The organism is Megamonas sp. (genome assembly GCF_986095205.1).
Window position 1 is genome coordinate 1 of record NZ_CFQVBI010000042.1, and the last position, 19,905, is coordinate 19,905.

The window sequence follows — 19,905 nt, forward strand, 5'->3', positions numbered from 1 at the left end:
AAACAATGATATCGAATCATTGTTTTTTAGCGAGCTTATATCCCCATAAATAAATTTAGGGGCTTTACGCTCGCATTTGGTAAACAGGTCTATATCTTCTGTTAAACTTATTTGATCTATCATTATATCTTCTTCTGATTGTTTTTTTATATTCCTTTATCGCATTTTCATACTTTCCTACTGTATCTACATAATATCCTCTACACCAAAAATGTCTATTTTCATACTTATTTTAAAGTAGTAGATATTTCCGCTTGGCAAGAAAATTTAAACTGGCAAGCACTAAAACGAGCTGATATCAAAGGTGTTATCATTAAAATAGGTGAGTATCATCATTTAGATGATATGTTCATAACTCATGTAAATAACGCTGTAGCTTACAATCTGCCTTATGGAATATATTATTATGCTCATGCTGCAACCATTGATGAAGCTATTAATGAAGCAAACTGGGTAGATATGCAAATAAAAACATATTTAAATGGACAAAATCCACCACTTGGCATTTGGTATGATGCCGAAGATAAATCTATGCTTAAATATAATATTAATGTAGCTTATATGATTGGCAACTTCATAAATCGACTAAATGAACTCAATTATAATTATGTAGGTTTATATAGTTCCTACAACTGGCTAACTAATATCATAGACTTAAATCTCCTGGCAGATTACGTACCAATCTGGTCAGCACAATATTACCATGAAAACAGTTTTAAACTTGAATATCCCAATCGTATTTGCAAAATATGGCAATATACTAACTGTAAACAAATAGATGATATGTGTCTTGATTGCAATATTTACTATGAATAAACAAAACCACCAGTTAAACTGGTGGTTTTGTTTTTATATGGAATCAAAATATCCTATGCAACACCTATAATTTTACATCAAATACAGCACTATATACTTAATTATTATTCTAAATTCTATTTTATATCTATTTAGCAATAATAATATAAAATTATATAATTACTTATTGACTATAACATTTTAATTAATATTAAATATTTATAAGTTATATTTCCATTTTAAAAATAAAGTATATCTGCAAATAATGTATTTTATTTTTTGCTTTAAAGTAGGAATTTCACTTAAAGGTGTTCTTTCCTTTGTAAGAATATCCATATATGCCTGTAATTTCCATGATATATCTAAAAATCTTCTATTTTCATCAATAAATTTTTCAAAACAAATTTTTAATCCTTTACTAAGTGGCATATATTCTTCTTTACATTCACTAATATTATCTATTTTACTACTATCAAAGCTTCTGTCATATAATCTATCATATTTTATTTGATATTTATTACCTACAATTTTTCCAGTATTAATAGATGTGTCCAACCAATAAACCTTAGGTTTCTTTCCCATTTTTTCTTCAATAATATTTAAATATAAATCTAAGATATCCTTCCATTTTTTGGTTTCAGAAGTAGTAATATGCATTATTTCACCCAATGCCTTTTTTTTACCAATAATATCAGCTATCCTGAGTGCTACATCATAACCGTATGTTAACGTAGTAAATTTATCCGCAACGTCTCTATTAAAAACTATACTTCTTCCATGTAAAGCACGATATAACCAATTTTCTTTTTCATATACACCCAATTGTAATCTTTCAATATTATAAGTAATATATGGTCGTATAATCGTCCAATTTTTCTTTTTAGCTTTTAATAATAAATTTTCTTGTCGCGCTTTTGTTAATGCATATTCATCAGTTTCAAGATATTCATTATCTTCACACACATCAAGCAATCTTTTCGATTTTTCTGTTATACATTTATTTTCATTTGCATATACTCTACTAGAACTTGTATAAATATATTGTGCCGTATGCTCTAAAAATAAATTAACTCTTAACTTAAATTCATCCGTATTATAAACCATGAAATCTACAATAGCATCATAATATTTATTACTTAATATTTCTATTAAAAAATTTTTATCATGTGCATTTCCCTTGATATATTCTACATTATCTTTTTGAGATATTATCTCTCTTCTTGAAGTTATAAATAAACTATTATTTCTCTTTGCTAAAATAGAAACTAAAGATGTTCCCATTGCTCCTGTTCCACCTAAAATTAAAATTTTCAAGTTAATCGCTCCATTATTATAAAATTAGATATGTCAAATTTCTTTTATAAAAATTCAACATATCTTTTTATCTAATACTTACTTTTTTATAAAATTTTTTATAATATTTACACCTTGTTCACCAATTACAGATTTAACTATCTTTTTAGCTCTGCCTTCTACTGATATTTCTATATTTTTCATAATTCTAATGGCTTCACTTTCATCTTTACTATCCGTAAAAATTTCAAATAAAATAGGTTTATCTGTAATTTTAGGATTCAAATATTTTTCTACATTATTAAGATATTCTTCTTTATTAGATGCACTTATATATTCAAAACCCAAATCTTCCGCATAATGCTTTAATAATAAATGAGATTTTTTACCATAATGCCCAGCAGCTGCTATATACATATCTGCATCTTCTCCAAATTTATGACCTATATGACCATAATTTCTAAATTCAGTACCCCTACCATTATTTATAACCATTAAACGAATATTATTACCTACATGTTTATTACCAATTGAATTCATATCATAAAAAAATGCTAAATCACCGACCACTTCAAAAAATAATTTATTAGGTTCCGTTAATGAAGCACCTATTAATGAAGATACACATCCATCTATACCAAAACCACCAGTATTAGAATATCCTAATACACTTTGTGGAGCTTCAAAATAATTCCACGTTCTTAAACTATTAAGTATTCCTAAATGCAAAACACTATTTTCTGGTATTTTAAAAACTGTATTTTGAGCTATCCATGCATTTGAAAACGGTAATTCAGGAACTTTAGCATATATTCTTTCATATTCATTTTTCCACTCTGTAATAAAGGTATTTTTGCTTTTTTCAGTTGTTGTTATATTAATATAACGCTCAAAAAAATCTTCTTCTTCCATTTCAAAAGTATATTGAAGTTTTCTAAAAGTATCACATACTTCTCCATCAGGATTTACTCTCCATACTTTTTGGGGAATAAAAAACATATATCCACCAGAAATATCACCAATATGAATCAATAAATCAACAAAACAACATGGAGATTTATAATTTTCTTGAGTGGCTATCAATCCTGCAAATGCTCTATATTTCCCCTTATAATTACTAGTATGATCGCAAAAAACAATTGCATTATATTTTTCACAAAAGGTATCTACTAAATCAGTTAATTTGGAACTCCATTTTTTATGATTTCCTACAAATATACCAATTTTTCCTTTTGGTACATTTGGTAATTTATCTTTATAAGTTATTCTATTAATTACATTGACATCTGGAAGAACTTTTGTATTATAAATTGTACTATATGTAGTAGTAAAATTTATATGAACCGGTCCACCACCACGATGTTTTAACTCTAAAATAGCTTTATTTATAGCAATTTCACATGCCCATTTATCATCTTCATTATTTACACCTGAAACCTGTACACTTAATTTGACTATATCATTAAGTTGAACTCTTCTATCTATAACTTGCGCTATATTATGCCCTATTCTATCAATAGGCTGTGTAGCTGTAATAGCTAAAATAGGTAATTTACGATAAAACGCTTCTGTTAAAGCAGGAATATAATTTCTTGAAGCGGTAGCTCCTGTACAACTTAATACTACAGGCTCTCCAGATTCAGCAGATAAACCACAAGCAATATACGCAGCCGAACGCTCATCTGCCGCAGAATATATTTCAAAATAAGGATCATGTTGTATACTAGCAATAAAAGTTATATTTGTAGTTCCTGGACTAGCAATAACTTTTTTAATTCCATGAGCTTTTAATAAAGCTATTAATATTTGCGTATGTTTTTCATTTGTATAAAAATATTCCATATAAATTCTCCTAATAAAAAATTATTTTTTTATAAATATAGAACGTACTTTTTCTTTTTCTTCAATATTCATAATAAAGTTATACATTACTAATATATATGATATCATATATATTAATAATTTTATAATAAATCCACTAACAGAATCAGTTATTACTAACACATTTATATAATAAAAGATTATTGTTAATAATGATATAGCTACAGTTATATTAAAAATATTTTTCCAAAAAATATTTATATCTAATTTTATTTCACTAGCATAATACCAATTCATTATTATTCCATTACCAATAAACATAGATAAACCTGTAGCTATTGCACATCCTATACCTCCATATTTATAACCCAATGGAATTGCTAATCCTAAATTTAATAAACCCATACAAAAGTAAATTTTTGCCCTAAAATCATATTTATTCTGTGCTTGTAATATTGATAAACCTATATTTTGTATCAAATCTATTGTAAAAGGCACAATTACTATCAATGTTATCCAATAAGCATCATTAAAATTTTTCCCGGCCCAAATATTAATAAATTGTTTACCAAAAATAAAAAAACCACTACATATTGCACCCAATAAAAAATATTGCCATCTTCCTATTCTTATAAATAATTGTGATAAAACTTTTATAGGCTCTTTCTTAGTGACTAACTCTGTAACATACGGAACATATACACTAACAATAATTTGAGATAATACCATATAATTGAGATATATTTGCGCTGCTACTGCATACACAGCTACATCAGAAGGACCTGATATTATTCCTAAAATAATCTGATTTGTTTTAAAAAATACTTGGTCTATTAAAGTAACTATAAAAATACTTAAAGCTAATTTTTTAAACTCTTTTATGAGTTTACTATTCCAATAATGATATTTTATAACAATATTTAATTTATTAAAACAATAATAAACACGTAACAATATTAAAAAAATATTACATCCTGTTTGAACTAACGCAACAGAAAAAGCACTTGGATACTCTTGTAATACTAATACTACTAAAATAGGTTGTAATATTGATTGAAAAGTTTCCAAACCTTTTATAAACAAAAATTTTTCATATGATACAAGTATTGCTCTAAAAATCATCGTTGTTACTGTTATTACCATATTAAATAACAATAATAAAAATAAATTTTTAGCTATTTCAATTTCATTATCAGTCATACTATTAGAAAATATTTTGTCTATATTAAAATAACAAATACAGCCTAGAACTAATAGAATTATAGCTATAATACTATATGCTCTTACAGCTATTGCTAAAACATTTTCCATATTAATTTTGTCATTCAATGTCTTATATTTAATATAAAATCTAGTAACTGACGAACTTAACCCAAAATCCATAACACTAAAATAAGCAATAAAAGAACCTATTAATTGATATATTCCATATTCATTCATACCGATATAATATAATAATATTGGTAAGTATATAAAACCAGTTATTGCATAAATAATCATATTGAAATAGCTTAAAAATATTCCATATTTTCTTTCATTCATTACTTATTACATCCTTTTAATAAATTCCATAAAAACATAATTTTATTAGATATTATATATGGTAATGAAAAAAATAATATATATATATAATCCTTTTTCGTCAAAGCGTTACTTATCTTTAAAAAATTTTTATTATTTTTTTTCAGTTCATTATATAAATATTTATGTTCCAGATTATTTTCTTTACATACTTTCAACAATAAACCTATCAATAGCTTAAAATATTTGTAGTTATATTCTTTTATAAAAAAATTATATTCATTATTTTTTATAAGATTATATATATATTGTCTCACCTTTAATTGACTCAAAATTTTTCTATCAATTTTTTTACTATTTATAACACTATTATCTCTATAAAAATAATTATATTTAGGAATTTTATTATAGACTGTATTTATTTTTGTATTATATAATAAATTAAAATTAAATAATACATCTTCTCCTATTATCATATTTTTTTTAAATTTATTATTCATTAATATATCTCTTTTATATAATTTATTCCATACAGCACCACAATATAAATCATTTACTAACATATTTTTCATAGATAATTTATTATCTAAAAGCTTACATTCATCATTTTTTTTCGACACTATATTTTCATAAGAAAAATCTTTACAACGTTTATACGAACAAACCGAAATATCTACATTATATAATTTAACCATTCTATATAAAGATTCATACATATCTCTATCTATCCAATCATCTGGATCCACAAATCCTATCCATTCACCTGTAGCTATCTCTAGCCCTTTATTTCTAGCTTCTGACACTCCTCGATTTTTACAATGTATAACTTTTATTCTCTTATCTTTTTTTTTATATTCATCACATATTTTTCCTGACAAATCTGTACTACCATCATCTATTAACAAAATCTCTATATACCTATATGTTTGATTAATAATAGAATTTAAACACCTTTTTAAATATTTATCTACATTATAAATTGGAACTATTATACTTATTTTTTCTGTCAAAACTCTTTACCTCTATTATAAAATATTATATTTCCATAGCTTCTTTTAAAAAATTTTTAGAACGCTCTATTTCTTCTTCTTGAATAATTTTAACATTACTAAAATCCATATCCAAAATTTCTTCATCAGATAAATTACATTTACCATTTACGATATATCTATCTTGATATCCAAATAATTCCATTAATGTATCTATACGAGATGTCATATTTGCTACACCTATTTCTTGTCTATTAACAACTAAAAATGGTGTATTCATTAAAATCGAAAATACACTTGCATGAAAAGAATCTGTAGCTACTAATTGCGCATGATTTATTAAATAAATAAATTCTTCCACTCTTGAAGTATACAACTCAAAATTATTTTTATCCATCAAATTATAGATTTCCCAATTATTTTTCTTTGCAATATTTTTAATTACAGATGATGGATTTCCTAAAAAATAAGTAAGAATATATTTTTTCCCATTATACCATTCCGGAACCATCTCTATTTTTTGCCATTCTTCTTTAGTCAATAAAATTGTTGGATCTACTACTACTGGAACTTTTCTTCCTGTTAATTTTTTGACTAAATCAGCTCCAGCTTTTTCTCTCATTGATATTGATTTCATTTCATTTAAACTATCTTTAAAAAATTGTTCTTTATTTTTTGGTATTTCGGAAATAGCTATACTAGCTGCATAAGCAATTCTTTTTTCTTTAGATACAAATTTTAAAAATCTTATATTAGCATGATTATATTTTTTTGACCAAAAATTAGGATTCCAAACTTGGTCACTGCCTGTTATAAAATAATCATATTCTTTATCTAAATTATCCTTTATTTTAAAGTCTAACTTAGTATTAATTTTTTTCGTAAATTTGCCTATATTATACATACGAATATTATCTTTCAAATATTCTTTTTTTAAATAATTTCTTTGATTTTTCCAGTTTATAATATATTTAAGCCATGTTTTCAAACTAAATATATTAATTGGGGATATATAAGTGTATTTAGGATCATACCAAATAGTATCTACTTTTTCTATTTTTAATTTACTAAATAAATATTTTTGCAATGCATAATTTTGTAATCTATTACCATAATTATTATTATCATTTATTGTTATAATTAATATTTTCAAAATATATCTCATCTCCTTTATAAATAAAAAACACCATAAATTTATAATACAATTTACATCTATTATTTTAAAAACCTATATGGTAATGAGAAATATATTATTCCTAATCTTTGTCGAAATGTCATTATATTACTTCTAGGATATAAAATCGATAAGTAAATATTTTTTCTTATTTTTTTTTGTAAACATTTTATTAATTTTTCTGATTTATAATTATTTACTTCACTTGCCTTTTTAGCTAAAATTACCATTTCTACTACTACTACTATTCTAGATAATAATTCTATTTCTTTAGAAATATCCTTTACTTGATTATATATATTTCGTTTAACTTTTAATCCATGAAACCATTTTAATGAAAATTTAGATGTCATAGTATTACTCGCACTTATATCATAATGATAATCATATAGTGGTAAATATCCTACATTTTTTGCAAAATTCAATACTTGCCAAAAAAATAACATATCTTCACCAATTTTTATATGTTTATTAAATTTAAAAAATCTTATTATATCTCGTTTAAAAAACTTATCGTATACTGTCCAAGAAAATTTATCTTGTTTAAAAAATTCGACTTGTTTTTTTTGTTCACAAAGAATTTCTGCATATTTCCCTTTAAAAATATTCTTACTTACTCCATTTTTATCAAAAATAAAACCAGTTATTAAAATATCTACACTGTCTTTCGTTAAAAAATTTACAACTTTTTCAAAAAAATCTTTTTCTATCCAATCATCACAATCTACAAAAGTAATATAATCACCTATAGCTTTATCAATCCCAAAATTTCTAGCTACACTTACTCCACCATTGGATTTATGAAAAACTTTTATTCGTTTATCTTCTAATGCATATGAATCACAAATCACACCTGTTTTATCCTTAGAACCATCATCTACTAATATTATTTCCCAATCATTAAAAGTTTGTTTTTTTATTGAATCTATACATCGTTTTATATATTTTTCTCCATTATATACAGGAATTATTACACTAATTTTTATCATTATAAAATTTCTCCTATATAATCATCTATATATTTTTATTGTTTTTTATCTTATAAACAATAACACCACTCAATATTAACAATAACCAAAAATAAAAGAATTCAAATATATCAAAATTAATAAAGCTTATAATAGATGCTATATATGATATTATTATTAATTTTATAATATCTTTTCTGTCTTGATCCACATTTTTTATTATATAAATATAATTTTTAAACCCTTGATATATTATATTAATCCATAAAATAAAACCTATTATTCCTAACTCTGCTAATATCCTCACATGCGTATTAAATGTTCCATAAAAAAAATTTGTATCTCCAGGATTTGCAAATCCTTGTATTTCAAGGGATAAGTATGACCAATTTGGCAAATATGGAACTGCATGAAATTGAAATTGTCCTAATCCTATTCCTAAAAGAAAATTATCTATAAATATGCTAAATGCCGCATATTGTAATCCTATCCTAGTTACATTTGAGGCCACTCTATTATCAGAAGCATCATCCGAAAAAGAAAATACTACATCTGTTATCTTTAAAAACAATGTATCAAAATCTACAATTCCTGAACTAACCATAAAAACTATAACAGATAATAAAATTACACTGAGTGCTCCTAAAAACTTAAGATTAATGCATATTTTTTTAAATTTATTTACCCATAATAACATAACTAATAATTCTAAAAAAATACACCCATATGCAATTCTTGAATAACTAAATATCACAAAAATAATTGATAAAAATATCATAATAAATGACATTATTTTTTTATTAAAACATATTAATCCCATTACTATCCATGGAAATATTACTGACATATAATTACCAAAAGTAGAGCCTTCTTTAGAAAACCCTACTAATCTACGCGGTGGATAATTCATTTCATATGGTTTCATTTGTATATTAACATATGGTTCTACAAAATGATATATATTATTAGCTATATCACTTTGAAAAATTCCAGCCAATTGAATTAATCCATAAATACTAGTTGCAAACATACCATATACAGTTGCTTTATAAATCCAGTATAATATATTCTTTTTAATTAATAATACGTTATAATAATATATTGTTAATAAAAATAATATTACTAAAACTAAAATATTACCAACTAATCTACTTTCAGAAGTTAAGCCTTTATATTCTAAGCCAATAATATTATTTATATTTATAAAAGAATTTATCGCTATATACATTATTAACAAAGCATATTTTTTATGAATTATGTTTAAATACAAACTTTCTTTTTTTTCATATTTCCATAAAAAAAAGAAAAATATACCTAATACAGTTGGATAAATAAATCCCTGTTGTAGTATCCCTGCCTTGATATTTAACCCATCAAAAATTGATAATATTATACTAAAAAATATACAACCTTGTAAAAATTTAATTATATTCAAGCTTATATCACCCTTTAAAATAAAACCTTTTTTATTTTTCTATTCTTAATTTACGTAATTTAGATAAATATTTTTGTGGTATCAACCCCACAATTAAAGGTTTTATTACATAAACCCAAGCAGTTGGCATAAGACCTAATGCTTTAAATCCTCTATATCTAATCTGCACATCATCTATCCTATATTTATAAGCTCTCCTTTTATATGCATCATCATCTTCTCTAAATTGATATAAAAATTCTTGCATATTATATCCTTTATAACCATTAGCATATATTCTCATAAATAAATCGTAATCTTCTGCTCTACGTGTTATTTTCTCTACTTTATAATTATCTACCTTATCTAAAACGTCTTTTCTCATAACTATAGCTGGATGACAAAACGGTGATGTAAATAAAAAAGACTTTTTTGTAGGTTTTTCTGCTAAAATACGTTTTCCCCATACACCTTTATCATTAATAAGTAATAAATTACAACCTACTATAGCATATTCTAAATATTCATCTAAAAACTTTATTTGCTTTTCTAATCTATTTGGCATAGAAATATCATCTGCATCCATACGAGCAATATATTCACCTTTTGCTATGCTTAAACAATGATTTAAAGAATATGCTAATCCTTTATTTTCATTATTTTTTATTAAAATTACTCTTTTATCATTTTTTATTAAATCCTGTACCATTTCATAAGTACCATCATTAGAACCATCATCACAAATAATAAATTCAAAATCTCTATAAGTTTGATTTAAAATAGAATCTATTGCTAACTTAACAATGTCTTTTTTATTTATCATTTTATAAATACCCATTATTATAGATATCTTACACATACTTACTCCTATAAAACTTTATATATCTTATACATTTTATTTATAAAAATTTTATCTACAAACTTTTGTAAATAAACATTTCTACCATTTTCCCCTAAAATATTTATTTTTTCTTTATCTAAGTTTAACAATCTATTTTTTAGAGAAATTTCATCATCAATATTAAAAATATATCCTGTAAAATCCTCTTTTATTAATTCTGGTAAAGCACCTCTATTACTTGCTATTACTGCTTTAGAGTTTTTCATTGCCTCAATAGCAACTAAACCAAAACCTTCCCAGCGAGAAGGCATTATTACTGCATCACAAGCTTGATAATATACATCAATATCTTTATTATCAACCCAACCTAAATAAGTAACATATTTTGTACTCTTAGGTAATCTATCATCCAATACACTAGTTCCTATTACATATAAATGAAGATTTTCTAATTTCATTTTATCATATACATCTAAAAATAAATCTAATCCTTTTTGCCTATCTAATCTACCAACAAATAATAAATTTATTTTATTTTCATCCCAATTTAATTTTAGATTAGATTTATTTATTTTATCTTCTACTCCATTATAAATCATTACCATTTTGTTTTTATTTAAACCATATTTAATAGCTTGATTCTGTTCATAATTGGATATGTTTATAATTTTATCTGTCGGTATAGATAAAATTTTTTCTACTAAAGCATATATATTTTTTTTATAATTAGATGTGTCCATTAAAAAAGCCCAACCATGCGATTGATATACTATCTTCGCTTTTCTTTTCTTAAACAAATAAGGTAATCTAACAAAAAGTCCTGCCCATGTACTATGAACATGTATTATATCTGGATTTACATCTTTTATAATAGCATGAATTTGCTTTATCGCTGAAAAAATATTAGATATACTTCTTTTATATTTATAATAAAATACTTTTTTTGTTATATTTTCCCAACCATGTTGAGATTTATATTCACTTATTAATAAATAATTTTCTACATCATCATATTTTTGTAAACCACTCAACAAAGTTCTCAAATATGTTGCTACTCCACCATTAACGTATTCTCCAACATGTAAAATTTTCATTATACTGCTCCTTTGCTGAAAAATACTGCTTTAATCGTTTTAAAAAGTAATACCATATCTATCCATACAGACCAATTATAAATATACCAATTATCCATCTTTAATCTGCCTTCAAAGGTTACATCAGAACGTCCATTTACCTGCCAATAACCTGTTATGCCTGGCACTGTGGAAATGATTATCTTATAATACTCTCCCATTTTATCTATTTCTCTAGGAAGATATGGTCTAGGACCTACAAGACTCATTTCACCCTTAAGTACATTTAATAACTGTGGCAATTCATCAAGACTTGTCTTGCGCATTATTCTACCTGCTTTTGTAACTCTCGGGTCAAAGTCATGTAATTTCTGAAACTCATCCCATTCCGCTTTTGCCTCAGAATTTTTCGCTAAATAATCAGCTAATATCTTATCTGAATTCATATACATAGAACGGAATTTATAACAAGTAAATTCCTTGCCATTTTTGCCAATGCGCTTTGCATTAAAAAATACCGGTCCTTTAGAGTCAAATTTAACCCAAAAATAACACAGTATTAAAATTGGCACAGCCGGTATACAAATGATTAAACCCATTATTATATCAAATATGCGTTTTATAACTCTATTGCGCATATACGCTAAATTATTTTTTATATTTAATAACACTATATCATCTCGATAAATGCGCCTTACATCGAGATTTGCTATCGGCGTACCAATTATATTCGGTATAAATGCCAGATTTCTAACTAAAAATTGAATATTAGTCAATAGTTCTTTTAAACTATTTCTATCAAGTCTAGTCTTAGCTATTATCACCGTTTTTACATTGCTTTTTTTTATATATTCAGCAGCTCTATCTATCCCTTTAAATAATGGATATCTCTGCTTTAAATATTCCGAAGAAAAATCATCATCAATAATGCCGACGACTTTTATACCGAAGCAATTATTATTATTATAAAATTTTATAACTGCTTCTGTAACTTTTCCCCCGCCAATAAAAATTACTGGCTCTTTTAAAATATCTAAATGATTACAAATAGATATGATAATTTGACGCATAGTATAGAGAAATATAAGGCTAAATATAAATAATAAAGCCACATATAAACGAGAAATCCGCGTTATATCTTCATGTATTAAATATAAAATAAATATAGCTGCTATTATGCTATAAAAATTAGCACAAAAAATATCTTTTATCTTTTCCCAATACGGTACCATGCGCTTATGCGTACCAGCATAAAATAAGAAAAAGATAAATACAGCAGGCACCCAAAGATAAAAATATGATTTAGGGATGTCCATATAAAAATCTCTAGGCACAAAGAAAATACAAAGATGAAAAGCTACCGCTTCTGCCATAACTATCGCTATATAATCGCCTACACTGACCAGTATAGGCAATATATAGTCAGTGAGACTGTCCATCTTAGATATTCTATTTTTAGAAAAACTTTTATTCACTAAAATCCCCCGCCTGTATTTATCTTTTATTTTTATCATAAACCGTATCGTTTATTATACACGTATAAAGTATAACCAAAAGAAATTACTATACCAAATACAAAACCAATCACTGCAATGAGTTTTTTGTTTGGTTTTGCTGGCATATCTTCTCTTGGCAAATTAGCCGCATCGATTATCTGAATATCCATTGACTCTTGTGCTTCTTGGATTCGCGTATTTTCATATGCCTTTACAAGATTTGTATATACTTCTGATGTTATTGTCTGGTCTCTTAAAAGACGCATGTATTCCACGCTATCAGCAGATAATGTAGACATATTACCTTCTGCTTCCTGTTGTTTTGCTTTTAAAGCATCAAGTGATGCACTTGTTACCGCTTCTGCAGTTTCTGTCTGAACCTTTTCCATCAAGAGATTGCCCTGTACTGGTGTAAGTGTAGCACTCTTAGAATTTACAGCACTTTGAATTTCTCGATCCAAAGATCTTTTTAGTTCAGTTAATTCCTGTTTTGCCTGAATCACATCTGGATGTTCTTCTGTATAACGCTGTTCAAGACCGACTAATTCTACCTGTTTATTGACAATAGCTGTACGCAAATTCATAATGGCATCATTATCTGAAATATTATATTCAAGTAAAGAACTATTTTGTTGTTCTAATTGACCTGTCACGTCTTGCAGTTTAGCACTATTAGCCTGTTCTTGTGCTTCTAATTGCGCAATATTCGTATCATATGCACTGAGTCGTTCAATGAGTGCTTTAGCTTGGTCGTCAGGAGAATAAATGCCTTTTTCCTGCTGATATGCCTGCAATTTATTTTCCGCCGTTTCCATCTCTTCTTTAGCGATGCTCATGCGGTCATTTAAGAAATTAAGCGTAGAAGAATTTCCTTCCTTATTTAATTTTGTCATCAATGTAAGAAAATTATCTGCCACTGATTGCGATATCATCTGCGCTTCTTCTGGCGTTTTGCCATATGCTGCAATATTGATTAAATCTGTATTTTTTGTATTTGTAATCTCTAAATATTTTTTAATAAAATCTTCTGTAGTGAGTTTTTCCTTATCCTCTTCTGGCATATCTATTTGTTCCATAATCGGCTCTAATACTTCTCTAGATTTCATAAGTTCCATATAATTTTCTGGACTAGCTGATGATGAACCCCCTACATCTATGCCAAAGCCTGCTGCCATAGCAGCCATACCTGATATAGCCGAATTACTAGAAGATTTTATTCTAACAAGTGTATTCGACTGATATGTTTTTGGCAATACAAATGCAACTACAATAGCGACCACCGTACAAATCACTATAATAGGTATGATTATTTTCTTTTGCTCTCCTACTATAGAAAATAATTTTCTTAAATCAATTGAACTATCATTATTATTTATATTATCCACTCTTTTCCCTCCTATTAATCTGTAATAGCCCTATAAGTAGTATAAATATTGAGAAGTGGCAAAATATCTTGTTTGTAGTCGATTTTATTGGATTTAGGAATAAATACAATATCGCCATCTTCTAAAGCTAAATTCTGTGTGATATCATGTTTTTCAATATAATTTTTAATATTAGCTTCCTTTATATACATAGTGCCATCAATTATGCGGATTACTTGTGCTTTTTTTATGCGACCATACGTTGTAACCCAGCCAGCTTTAGATATAGCATTCGTCACATTCATATCATCAGAAGCAAGTTCTACCGTTCCTGGATTATTAACTTCGCCTAATACTTGAACTTTACGCGGTCCATAAGAAGTCACTATGATTGACATATCTGGTATCTTCAAATACTTACTGAATTTCTGCATTAGCACTGCTTTTGCTTCTTCTATTGTGAGTCCAGCAAGCTTTACAGAACCAGCATATGGCAGATTTACATAGCCATCTGTACCTATCATGATATTATCTAAGCCTTGTGCATCTTTGAAGCCGATTATACGCACTGATATAACATCATATTTATATAGACGATATTGGTGATTATAATCTGTTATTGATGTTATCGCTGCTGGTTTAAAAATAGCAGTATCATCTGCCCCTACCTCTATAGGTACAGTATTCAATCCCATATACAATGTATTATCATCCGTCTTATCAGCTGCAAAAGAAGTAGCAGCAATCATGGATAATATTGCCGTTGTTACTATCACTTTTTTATACATAAAATTCCTCCATATTCTTTCTATGTATTGACTTTTCCTTTTTCATTAAGTTCTATTTTATACATATAGCCAAAATGCGTCAAGCCTTTAAATATGAAGCTTTTTTTCATATAAAATAACTAACACTATTAATGCTTATATATTTACTAATGAAATTATTTTTCTAATATATGCTTATAAAAAATAAATGTTAGAATAAACTAGTTTATCCTAACATTTATTGAAAATATTATCACTTAATCTTTCATTAAAACTTTATAAATATAAATCATAGCTATAGCTAATAAAACAAAACCAGCTACTACACCGATCCAGCCACTGCCTGCAATACCTGCTACTAAATATCCTAAGAAAGAACATGTAGCTACTACGATTACATATGGAACCTGTGTACTTACATGGTCGATATGACTACATTGAGCCCCCGCAGAAGCCAAGATAGTTGTATCAGATATTGGTGATACATGGTCACCACCTACAGCACCAGCTAATACTGCTGCTACTGTAACTACTAAAAGATGAGGATCAGTAGATACTACAGCAAGTGCGATAGGAATCAAGATACCGAATGTACCCCAAGAAGTACCAGTAGCAAAAGCAAGACCGATAGCTACAAGGAAGAATACAGCTGGCATGAACATACCTACAGTAGCATTGTTGGATACGATACCGCCAACATAACCACCGATATTCAAATAATCTTCACCGCAAACACCAGATAAGCTCCAAGCAAGACATAAGATAAAGATAGCTGGTGTCATAGCTCTAAAGCCTTGGTTAAAACATTCGCAGAATTTGCCAAAGCGAAGCACTCCACGCGGTACATAAAGCACAAAAGTGAATACTAAAGCGATAAATGAGCCGATAACTAAGCCTCTAGCAGACTCACAATTAGCAAATGCATCAGATACGCTAGTACCTTCTAAAATACCACCAGTATAAAGCATGCCGAAGATACAACCACCGATTAAAACGATAAGTGGTAATAATAAATCTAAGATTTTACCATTACCTACTGCTTCCATTTTTTCTTCTTTATATTCTTCAGGAATGATTAATTTGCCACCACTTTTTTTCTCTAAAGTCTTCATAGCAGCAAAATCTTTACCAGTCCAAATCAAGAACAACATAAAGATAATAGTAAACCATGCATACATATTAAAAGGAATTGTCTGCAAGAATAAGGAGAAACCATCAATAGCACTGTCTTCTGGAAGTGAAGAACTAACTGCTGCTGCCCAGCTGGATACTGGAGCAATAATACAAATTGGTGCTGCTGTAGCATCAATGATATAAGCGAGTTTTGCACGAGTTACATTAAATTTATCAGTAACAGGTCGCATAACTGTACCTACAGTCAAGCAGTTAAAATAGTCATCGATGAAGATAACTACCCCTAAGATAGAAGTAACGAGCAAGGAACTGCGTTTTCCTTTAATTACACTTGCTGCCCATTCACCATAAGCACGAGAAGCACCAGAGCGAGCAATAGCTGCTACAATAATACCTAATAAGACCAAAAATACTAAAATATATACATTTCCGCCAACTTTATCGGACATAATCGCAAAGAATGTATCAATAGCAGCTAATAAATCAAAGCCTGTGAACATTAAAGCCCCTACAAAGATACCCACAATCAACGACATGTATACTTCTTTTGTCGCCAAAGCCAATACTATGGTAATTATCGGAGGCAATAGCGACCATGCTGATTCAACCATTCATTTCCATCCTTTCTTATATATACAAATTATAAATAGTTAAAAACAATAGCTATATTATACCATCTATAGACTATTTGGCAAAATGCTTTTTAATAACAATTTCCAACTCTAATAAATAATTTATAAAAAAAAGATCATATAACCATTTATATGATCTTCATTTTAATTATACACTACCTTTTTAAATTTATTCCTAATATGATAGATAAAAATCTAAATTTATTATATTTTAAAATAAAATTTTTAACATATATATTTATCATAACTGGCACATATACTCCTAAAATAAAAGATACAGGTACAACATATATCATAGATAAATTCAATATTTGATATCCAACTATTCTAACAAAAACTTGTGAAAACCATGATAATAAATATATAGTAAATGTCTTTCCATCCAAATGAGCCAAAAAAGTATAATTATATTTACAATATAATTTCGATAAGATTATTGATAAAATTATTCCACTTATAGCTATAACTACATAAAATAATTTATACGTCACAAATTCAACATTAGTAGCTACTTCTTTCATCTTACCTGTTTCACTACCAGTTACACTTATACCATCAAATAAACTAGTTGTTGCATTCATTGTTAATAAAATAAATACCAATATAAATATTACACTAAAATTTTTTCTTAATATTTCATTTAATCTTTCTTTATATTTACAATACATCATTCCTAAACAAAAAAATAACATATAATTAAATATTCCATTTATATTCAAAACATCTATATCTATAAAATTTAAAACTACAAAAGAAAATATTATTGAAAAACAAAATACTATATATAATTTATTTTTTGTTATTTTCAATAATATAACCACAATAATCATTATAAAAAACAAAGTTGGTAAAAACCAAAAAAATCTAATTACATTGTCCCATGGATATAAAAGACTATGTACATATGATCCTATAGATAAATCTATACTTCTTTGAGCAAATTTACTTAAAAATACTTTTGGTAAATAAGCAATAGATGATATTACTATATATGGTAATATTAATCGTATGAACTTTTTCTTTATAAAATCAAATAATTTTACATTGCATATATCTTTTGTTGTCAAATAAAATAAATAGCCAGAAATAAATATAAATAAGGGCATATGAAAACTATATATCCATTTACTTAGAAAAGGTATCCCTTCTTCATTAGGTGAGTGACCTAATACTACTAATAAAATACCAAACACTTGTAAAAAACTTATATTTTTATTCATATTTATACTCCTTTTGTTATCTTACTAATAGTTAATATTAAAATATATCATTTTTATTGTCAACTTATAAAAAAAATAGGTTTAGATATAAAATCTAAACCTAAATAGTATTAAGGTATATTCTTAGAATTTTGAAGGCTTCATTATTTAACAATATTAGTTATAGTACCAAAAACAGTTTTTGCTCTATCCCCCATATTTACGATCATTTGTTCATGTAAGAATTTCAAATATCTAATGAACACATAAGTTACAATCGCTGTAGCTAAGATAGTTTCTACTCCTACTACATAATTTAAAATGCTAGGTACTGCTATATTGATTTCATTTAAATAACTAACAGTCTGACGAAGTGCAATCGCAGTGATAACAAAAGGGAAAGTAAATGCCGCATAGCTAGGATAGAATTTTAATTTTAAAAGTTTTGGCATCTGTGTAAGCACTGCCACAAATAATCCTTGGGCTAATATCTGCATAATCACAATCATAATTAAAGATTTATCAGCAACACAAGCAAGATATCCTGCTAAACTTAAACTCATTGGTGCAGTATAGATACAAAATAAAGGTTTAGCTGGTTCAGCGATTGCATGTTTACTGCAATAACGGATAGTAACAAGAGCGAATAATATCATATACATACTGAAACCAAACCAGAAAATATATTCACCTAAATTATGATGATTAAATGTAGGAGCTGTAACGGATGCTACCACGATACCAACATACGCTATAAAATATGTTGGGAAAACATCTCTTAATTCAAAATTGATGATATAACGATAAGTGAACCATGCCATCAACATAAAATGACCACAAATCGCCCCATACCAAACTACTTCACTAGCCATAGGTGCAAACGGAAAAATATAAGTGCAAAGTTGCATAATCGCCATAAAGAAAGTAGCAAATACACTGGCAAAAATAGAATTTCCATTCAAATCATTTTTCATCATCTGCGGATGTAAAATAATTTTGCTAAATAACAACACCCCTAAAAACGCAGAACTAATACCGCAAGCATATTTCAAAATCATGGAATATGGTGCAAGCAAATTACCAAGAGCCGCCAATCCAAGCATCACCCCAGCAGTAGGTACAGGAACTTTTCTAATCATAATATAAAGCCTTCTTTCATAAATTATCTTATTTATAATTTCTTAATTAATATCTCGTTCAACCTTGACCTTATATTATCATACATTTATTCATAAGTAAAATATATTATTTACTTTAAAACGATAGGTAAATACTTATTTATAAAAATAGAAAAATCCCCATAACATACATTTTATATTATAAATATAAAATCTACATCATGAGGAAAATCTTCTAATAATACCTATTTTTTCCCGCATTTTAGCATCTTTTTATGGTAGCCATAAGGCTATTGGCAAAGATAA

16 protein-coding genes and 1 pseudogene are annotated in these 19,905 nt (G+C 26.9%); 1 reads left to right on the plus strand and 16 read right to left on the minus strand.

The features are described from left to right. Window positions 1-78: 78 nt before the first annotated feature. A pseudogene (locus tag AC5LAX_RS06035) lies at window positions 79-229 on the minus strand (IS200/IS605 family transposase); the annotation flags it as partial. A 17-nt stretch (window positions 230-246) separates the two neighbouring features. On the opposite strand from AC5LAX_RS06035, the gene AC5LAX_RS06040 reads away from it, so the two are divergent. Then, window positions 247-816, plus strand: coding sequence for a GH25 family lysozyme (locus tag AC5LAX_RS06040; protein WP_259318848.1), 570 nt, complete (start codon window positions 247-249; stop codon window positions 814-816). 198 nt (window positions 817-1,014) lie between these two features. Here the strand turns inward: AC5LAX_RS06040 and AC5LAX_RS06045 are convergent, their stop codons facing one another. The 15 genes from AC5LAX_RS06045 to AC5LAX_RS06115 form a co-directional block, all read right to left on the minus strand. Next, window positions 1,015-2,109, minus strand: a complete 1,095-nt coding sequence (locus tag AC5LAX_RS06045; RefSeq protein WP_117976840.1) for an NAD-dependent epimerase/dehydratase family protein — start codon at window positions 2,107-2,109, stop codon at window positions 1,015-1,017. A 78-nt stretch (window positions 2,110-2,187) separates the two neighbouring features. Continuing rightward, complete coding sequence (locus AC5LAX_RS06050; protein WP_117976842.1) at window positions 2,188-3,930, minus strand: thiamine pyrophosphate-binding protein; 1,743 nt, start codon at window positions 3,928-3,930, stop codon at window positions 2,188-2,190. Window positions 3,931-3,951: 21 nt separating this feature from the next. Continuing rightward, window positions 3,952-5,451 (minus strand): oligosaccharide flippase family protein, encoded by a 1,500-nt coding sequence (locus AC5LAX_RS06055; protein ID WP_117976844.1) that lies wholly within the window; start codon window positions 5,449-5,451, stop codon window positions 3,952-3,954. Continuing rightward, entirely contained in the window at window positions 5,451-6,440 is a 990-nt protein-coding gene (locus AC5LAX_RS06060; protein WP_117976846.1) for a glycosyltransferase, read from the minus strand. The genes AC5LAX_RS06055 and AC5LAX_RS06060 overlap by 1 nt, the downstream gene beginning before the upstream one ends. Window positions 6,441-6,465: 25 nt before the next feature. Beyond that, complete coding sequence (locus AC5LAX_RS06065; protein ID WP_117976848.1) at window positions 6,466-7,572, minus strand: polysaccharide pyruvyl transferase family protein; 1,107 nt, start codon at window positions 7,570-7,572, stop codon at window positions 6,466-6,468. A 62-nt stretch (window positions 7,573-7,634) separates the two neighbouring features. After that, complete coding sequence (locus AC5LAX_RS06070; protein WP_117976850.1) at window positions 7,635-8,582, minus strand: glycosyltransferase family 2 protein; 948 nt, start codon at window positions 8,580-8,582, stop codon at window positions 7,635-7,637. A gap of 25 nt (window positions 8,583-8,607) precedes the next feature. Then, window positions 8,608-9,996 carry an O-antigen ligase family protein gene (locus AC5LAX_RS06075; RefSeq protein WP_117976852.1) on the minus strand — a complete coding sequence of 463 codons (1,389 nt, stop codon included), beginning with the start codon at window positions 9,994-9,996 and terminating at the stop codon, window positions 8,608-8,610. A gap of 31 nt (window positions 9,997-10,027) precedes the next feature. Beyond that, on the minus strand, window positions 10,028-10,834 hold the full coding sequence (locus tag AC5LAX_RS06080) for a glycosyltransferase family 2 protein (protein ID WP_117976854.1): 807 nt from the start codon (window positions 10,832-10,834) through the stop codon (window positions 10,028-10,030). A gap of 8 nt (window positions 10,835-10,842) precedes the next feature. Beyond that, window positions 10,843-11,910: a glycosyltransferase family 4 protein gene (locus tag AC5LAX_RS06085; RefSeq protein ID WP_117976857.1), complete on the minus strand. Its 1,068-nt coding sequence runs from the start codon at window positions 11,908-11,910 to the stop codon at window positions 10,843-10,845. Further along, window positions 11,910-13,403, minus strand: a complete 1,494-nt coding sequence (gene wbaP / locus AC5LAX_RS06090) for an undecaprenyl-phosphate galactose phosphotransferase WbaP (RefSeq protein ID WP_493263803.1) — start codon at window positions 13,401-13,403, stop codon at window positions 11,910-11,912. Before wbaP ends, AC5LAX_RS06085 begins: the two co-directional genes overlap by 1 nt. Beyond that, window positions 13,400-14,770 (minus strand): GumC family protein, encoded by a 1,371-nt coding sequence (locus tag AC5LAX_RS06095; RefSeq protein WP_288909665.1) that lies wholly within the window; start codon window positions 14,768-14,770, stop codon window positions 13,400-13,402. The genes wbaP and AC5LAX_RS06095 overlap by 4 nt, the downstream gene beginning before the upstream one ends. 14 nt (window positions 14,771-14,784) lie before the next feature. Further along, window positions 14,785-15,537 (minus strand): polysaccharide biosynthesis/export family protein, encoded by a 753-nt coding sequence (locus AC5LAX_RS06100; protein ID WP_117976863.1) that lies wholly within the window; start codon window positions 15,535-15,537, stop codon window positions 14,785-14,787. Between the two features lie 236 nt (window positions 15,538-15,773). Next, on the minus strand, window positions 15,774-17,261 hold the full coding sequence (locus AC5LAX_RS06105; RefSeq protein WP_288909666.1) for a Na+/H+ antiporter NhaC family protein: 1,488 nt from the start codon (window positions 17,259-17,261) through the stop codon (window positions 15,774-15,776). 176 nt (window positions 17,262-17,437) lie between these two features. After that, window positions 17,438-18,502 (minus strand): acyltransferase family protein, encoded by a 1,065-nt coding sequence (locus AC5LAX_RS06110; RefSeq protein ID WP_115152185.1) that lies wholly within the window; start codon window positions 18,500-18,502, stop codon window positions 17,438-17,440. A gap of 143 nt (window positions 18,503-18,645) precedes the next feature. Further along, window positions 18,646-19,620 (minus strand): TDT family transporter, encoded by a 975-nt coding sequence (locus AC5LAX_RS06115; RefSeq protein WP_288909667.1) that lies wholly within the window; start codon window positions 19,618-19,620, stop codon window positions 18,646-18,648. Window positions 19,621-19,905 lie beyond the last annotated feature (285 nt).

What these genes read in the sequence shown, in the direction of transcription:
- AC5LAX_RS06050 (WP_117976842.1), bottom strand. Translation starts at nt 3,930, where the DNA reads ATGGAATATTTTTATACAAATGAAAAACATACGCAAATATTAATAGCT.
- AC5LAX_RS06055 (WP_117976844.1), bottom strand. Translation starts at nt 5,451, where the DNA reads ATGAATGAAAGAAAATATGGAATATTTTTAAGCTATTTCAATATGATT.
- AC5LAX_RS06070 (WP_117976850.1), bottom strand. Translation starts at nt 8,582, where the DNA reads ATGATAAAAATTAGTGTAATAATTCCTGTATATAATGGAGAAAAATAT.
- AC5LAX_RS06080 (WP_117976854.1), bottom strand. Translation starts at nt 10,834, where the DNA reads ATGTGTAAGATATCTATAATAATGGGTATTTATAAAATGATAAATAAA.
- AC5LAX_RS06085 (WP_117976857.1), bottom strand. Translation starts at nt 11,910, where the DNA reads ATGAAAATTTTACATGTTGGAGAATACGTTAATGGTGGAGTAGCAACA.
- wbaP (WP_493263803.1), bottom strand. Translation starts at nt 13,403, where the DNA reads ATGATAAAAATAAAAGATAAATACAGGCGGGGGATTTTAGTGAATAAA.
- AC5LAX_RS06100 (WP_117976863.1), bottom strand. Translation starts at nt 15,537, where the DNA reads ATGTATAAAAAAGTGATAGTAACAACGGCAATATTATCCATGATTGCT.
- AC5LAX_RS06105 (WP_288909666.1), bottom strand. Translation starts at nt 17,261, where the DNA reads ATGGTTGAATCAGCATGGTCGCTATTGCCTCCGATAATTACCATAGTA.
- AC5LAX_RS06110 (WP_115152185.1), bottom strand. Translation starts at nt 18,502, where the DNA reads ATGAATAAAAATATAAGTTTTTTACAAGTGTTTGGTATTTTATTAGTA.
- AC5LAX_RS06115 (WP_288909667.1), bottom strand. Translation starts at nt 19,620, where the DNA reads ATGATTAGAAAAGTTCCTGTACCTACTGCTGGGGTGATGCTTGGATTG.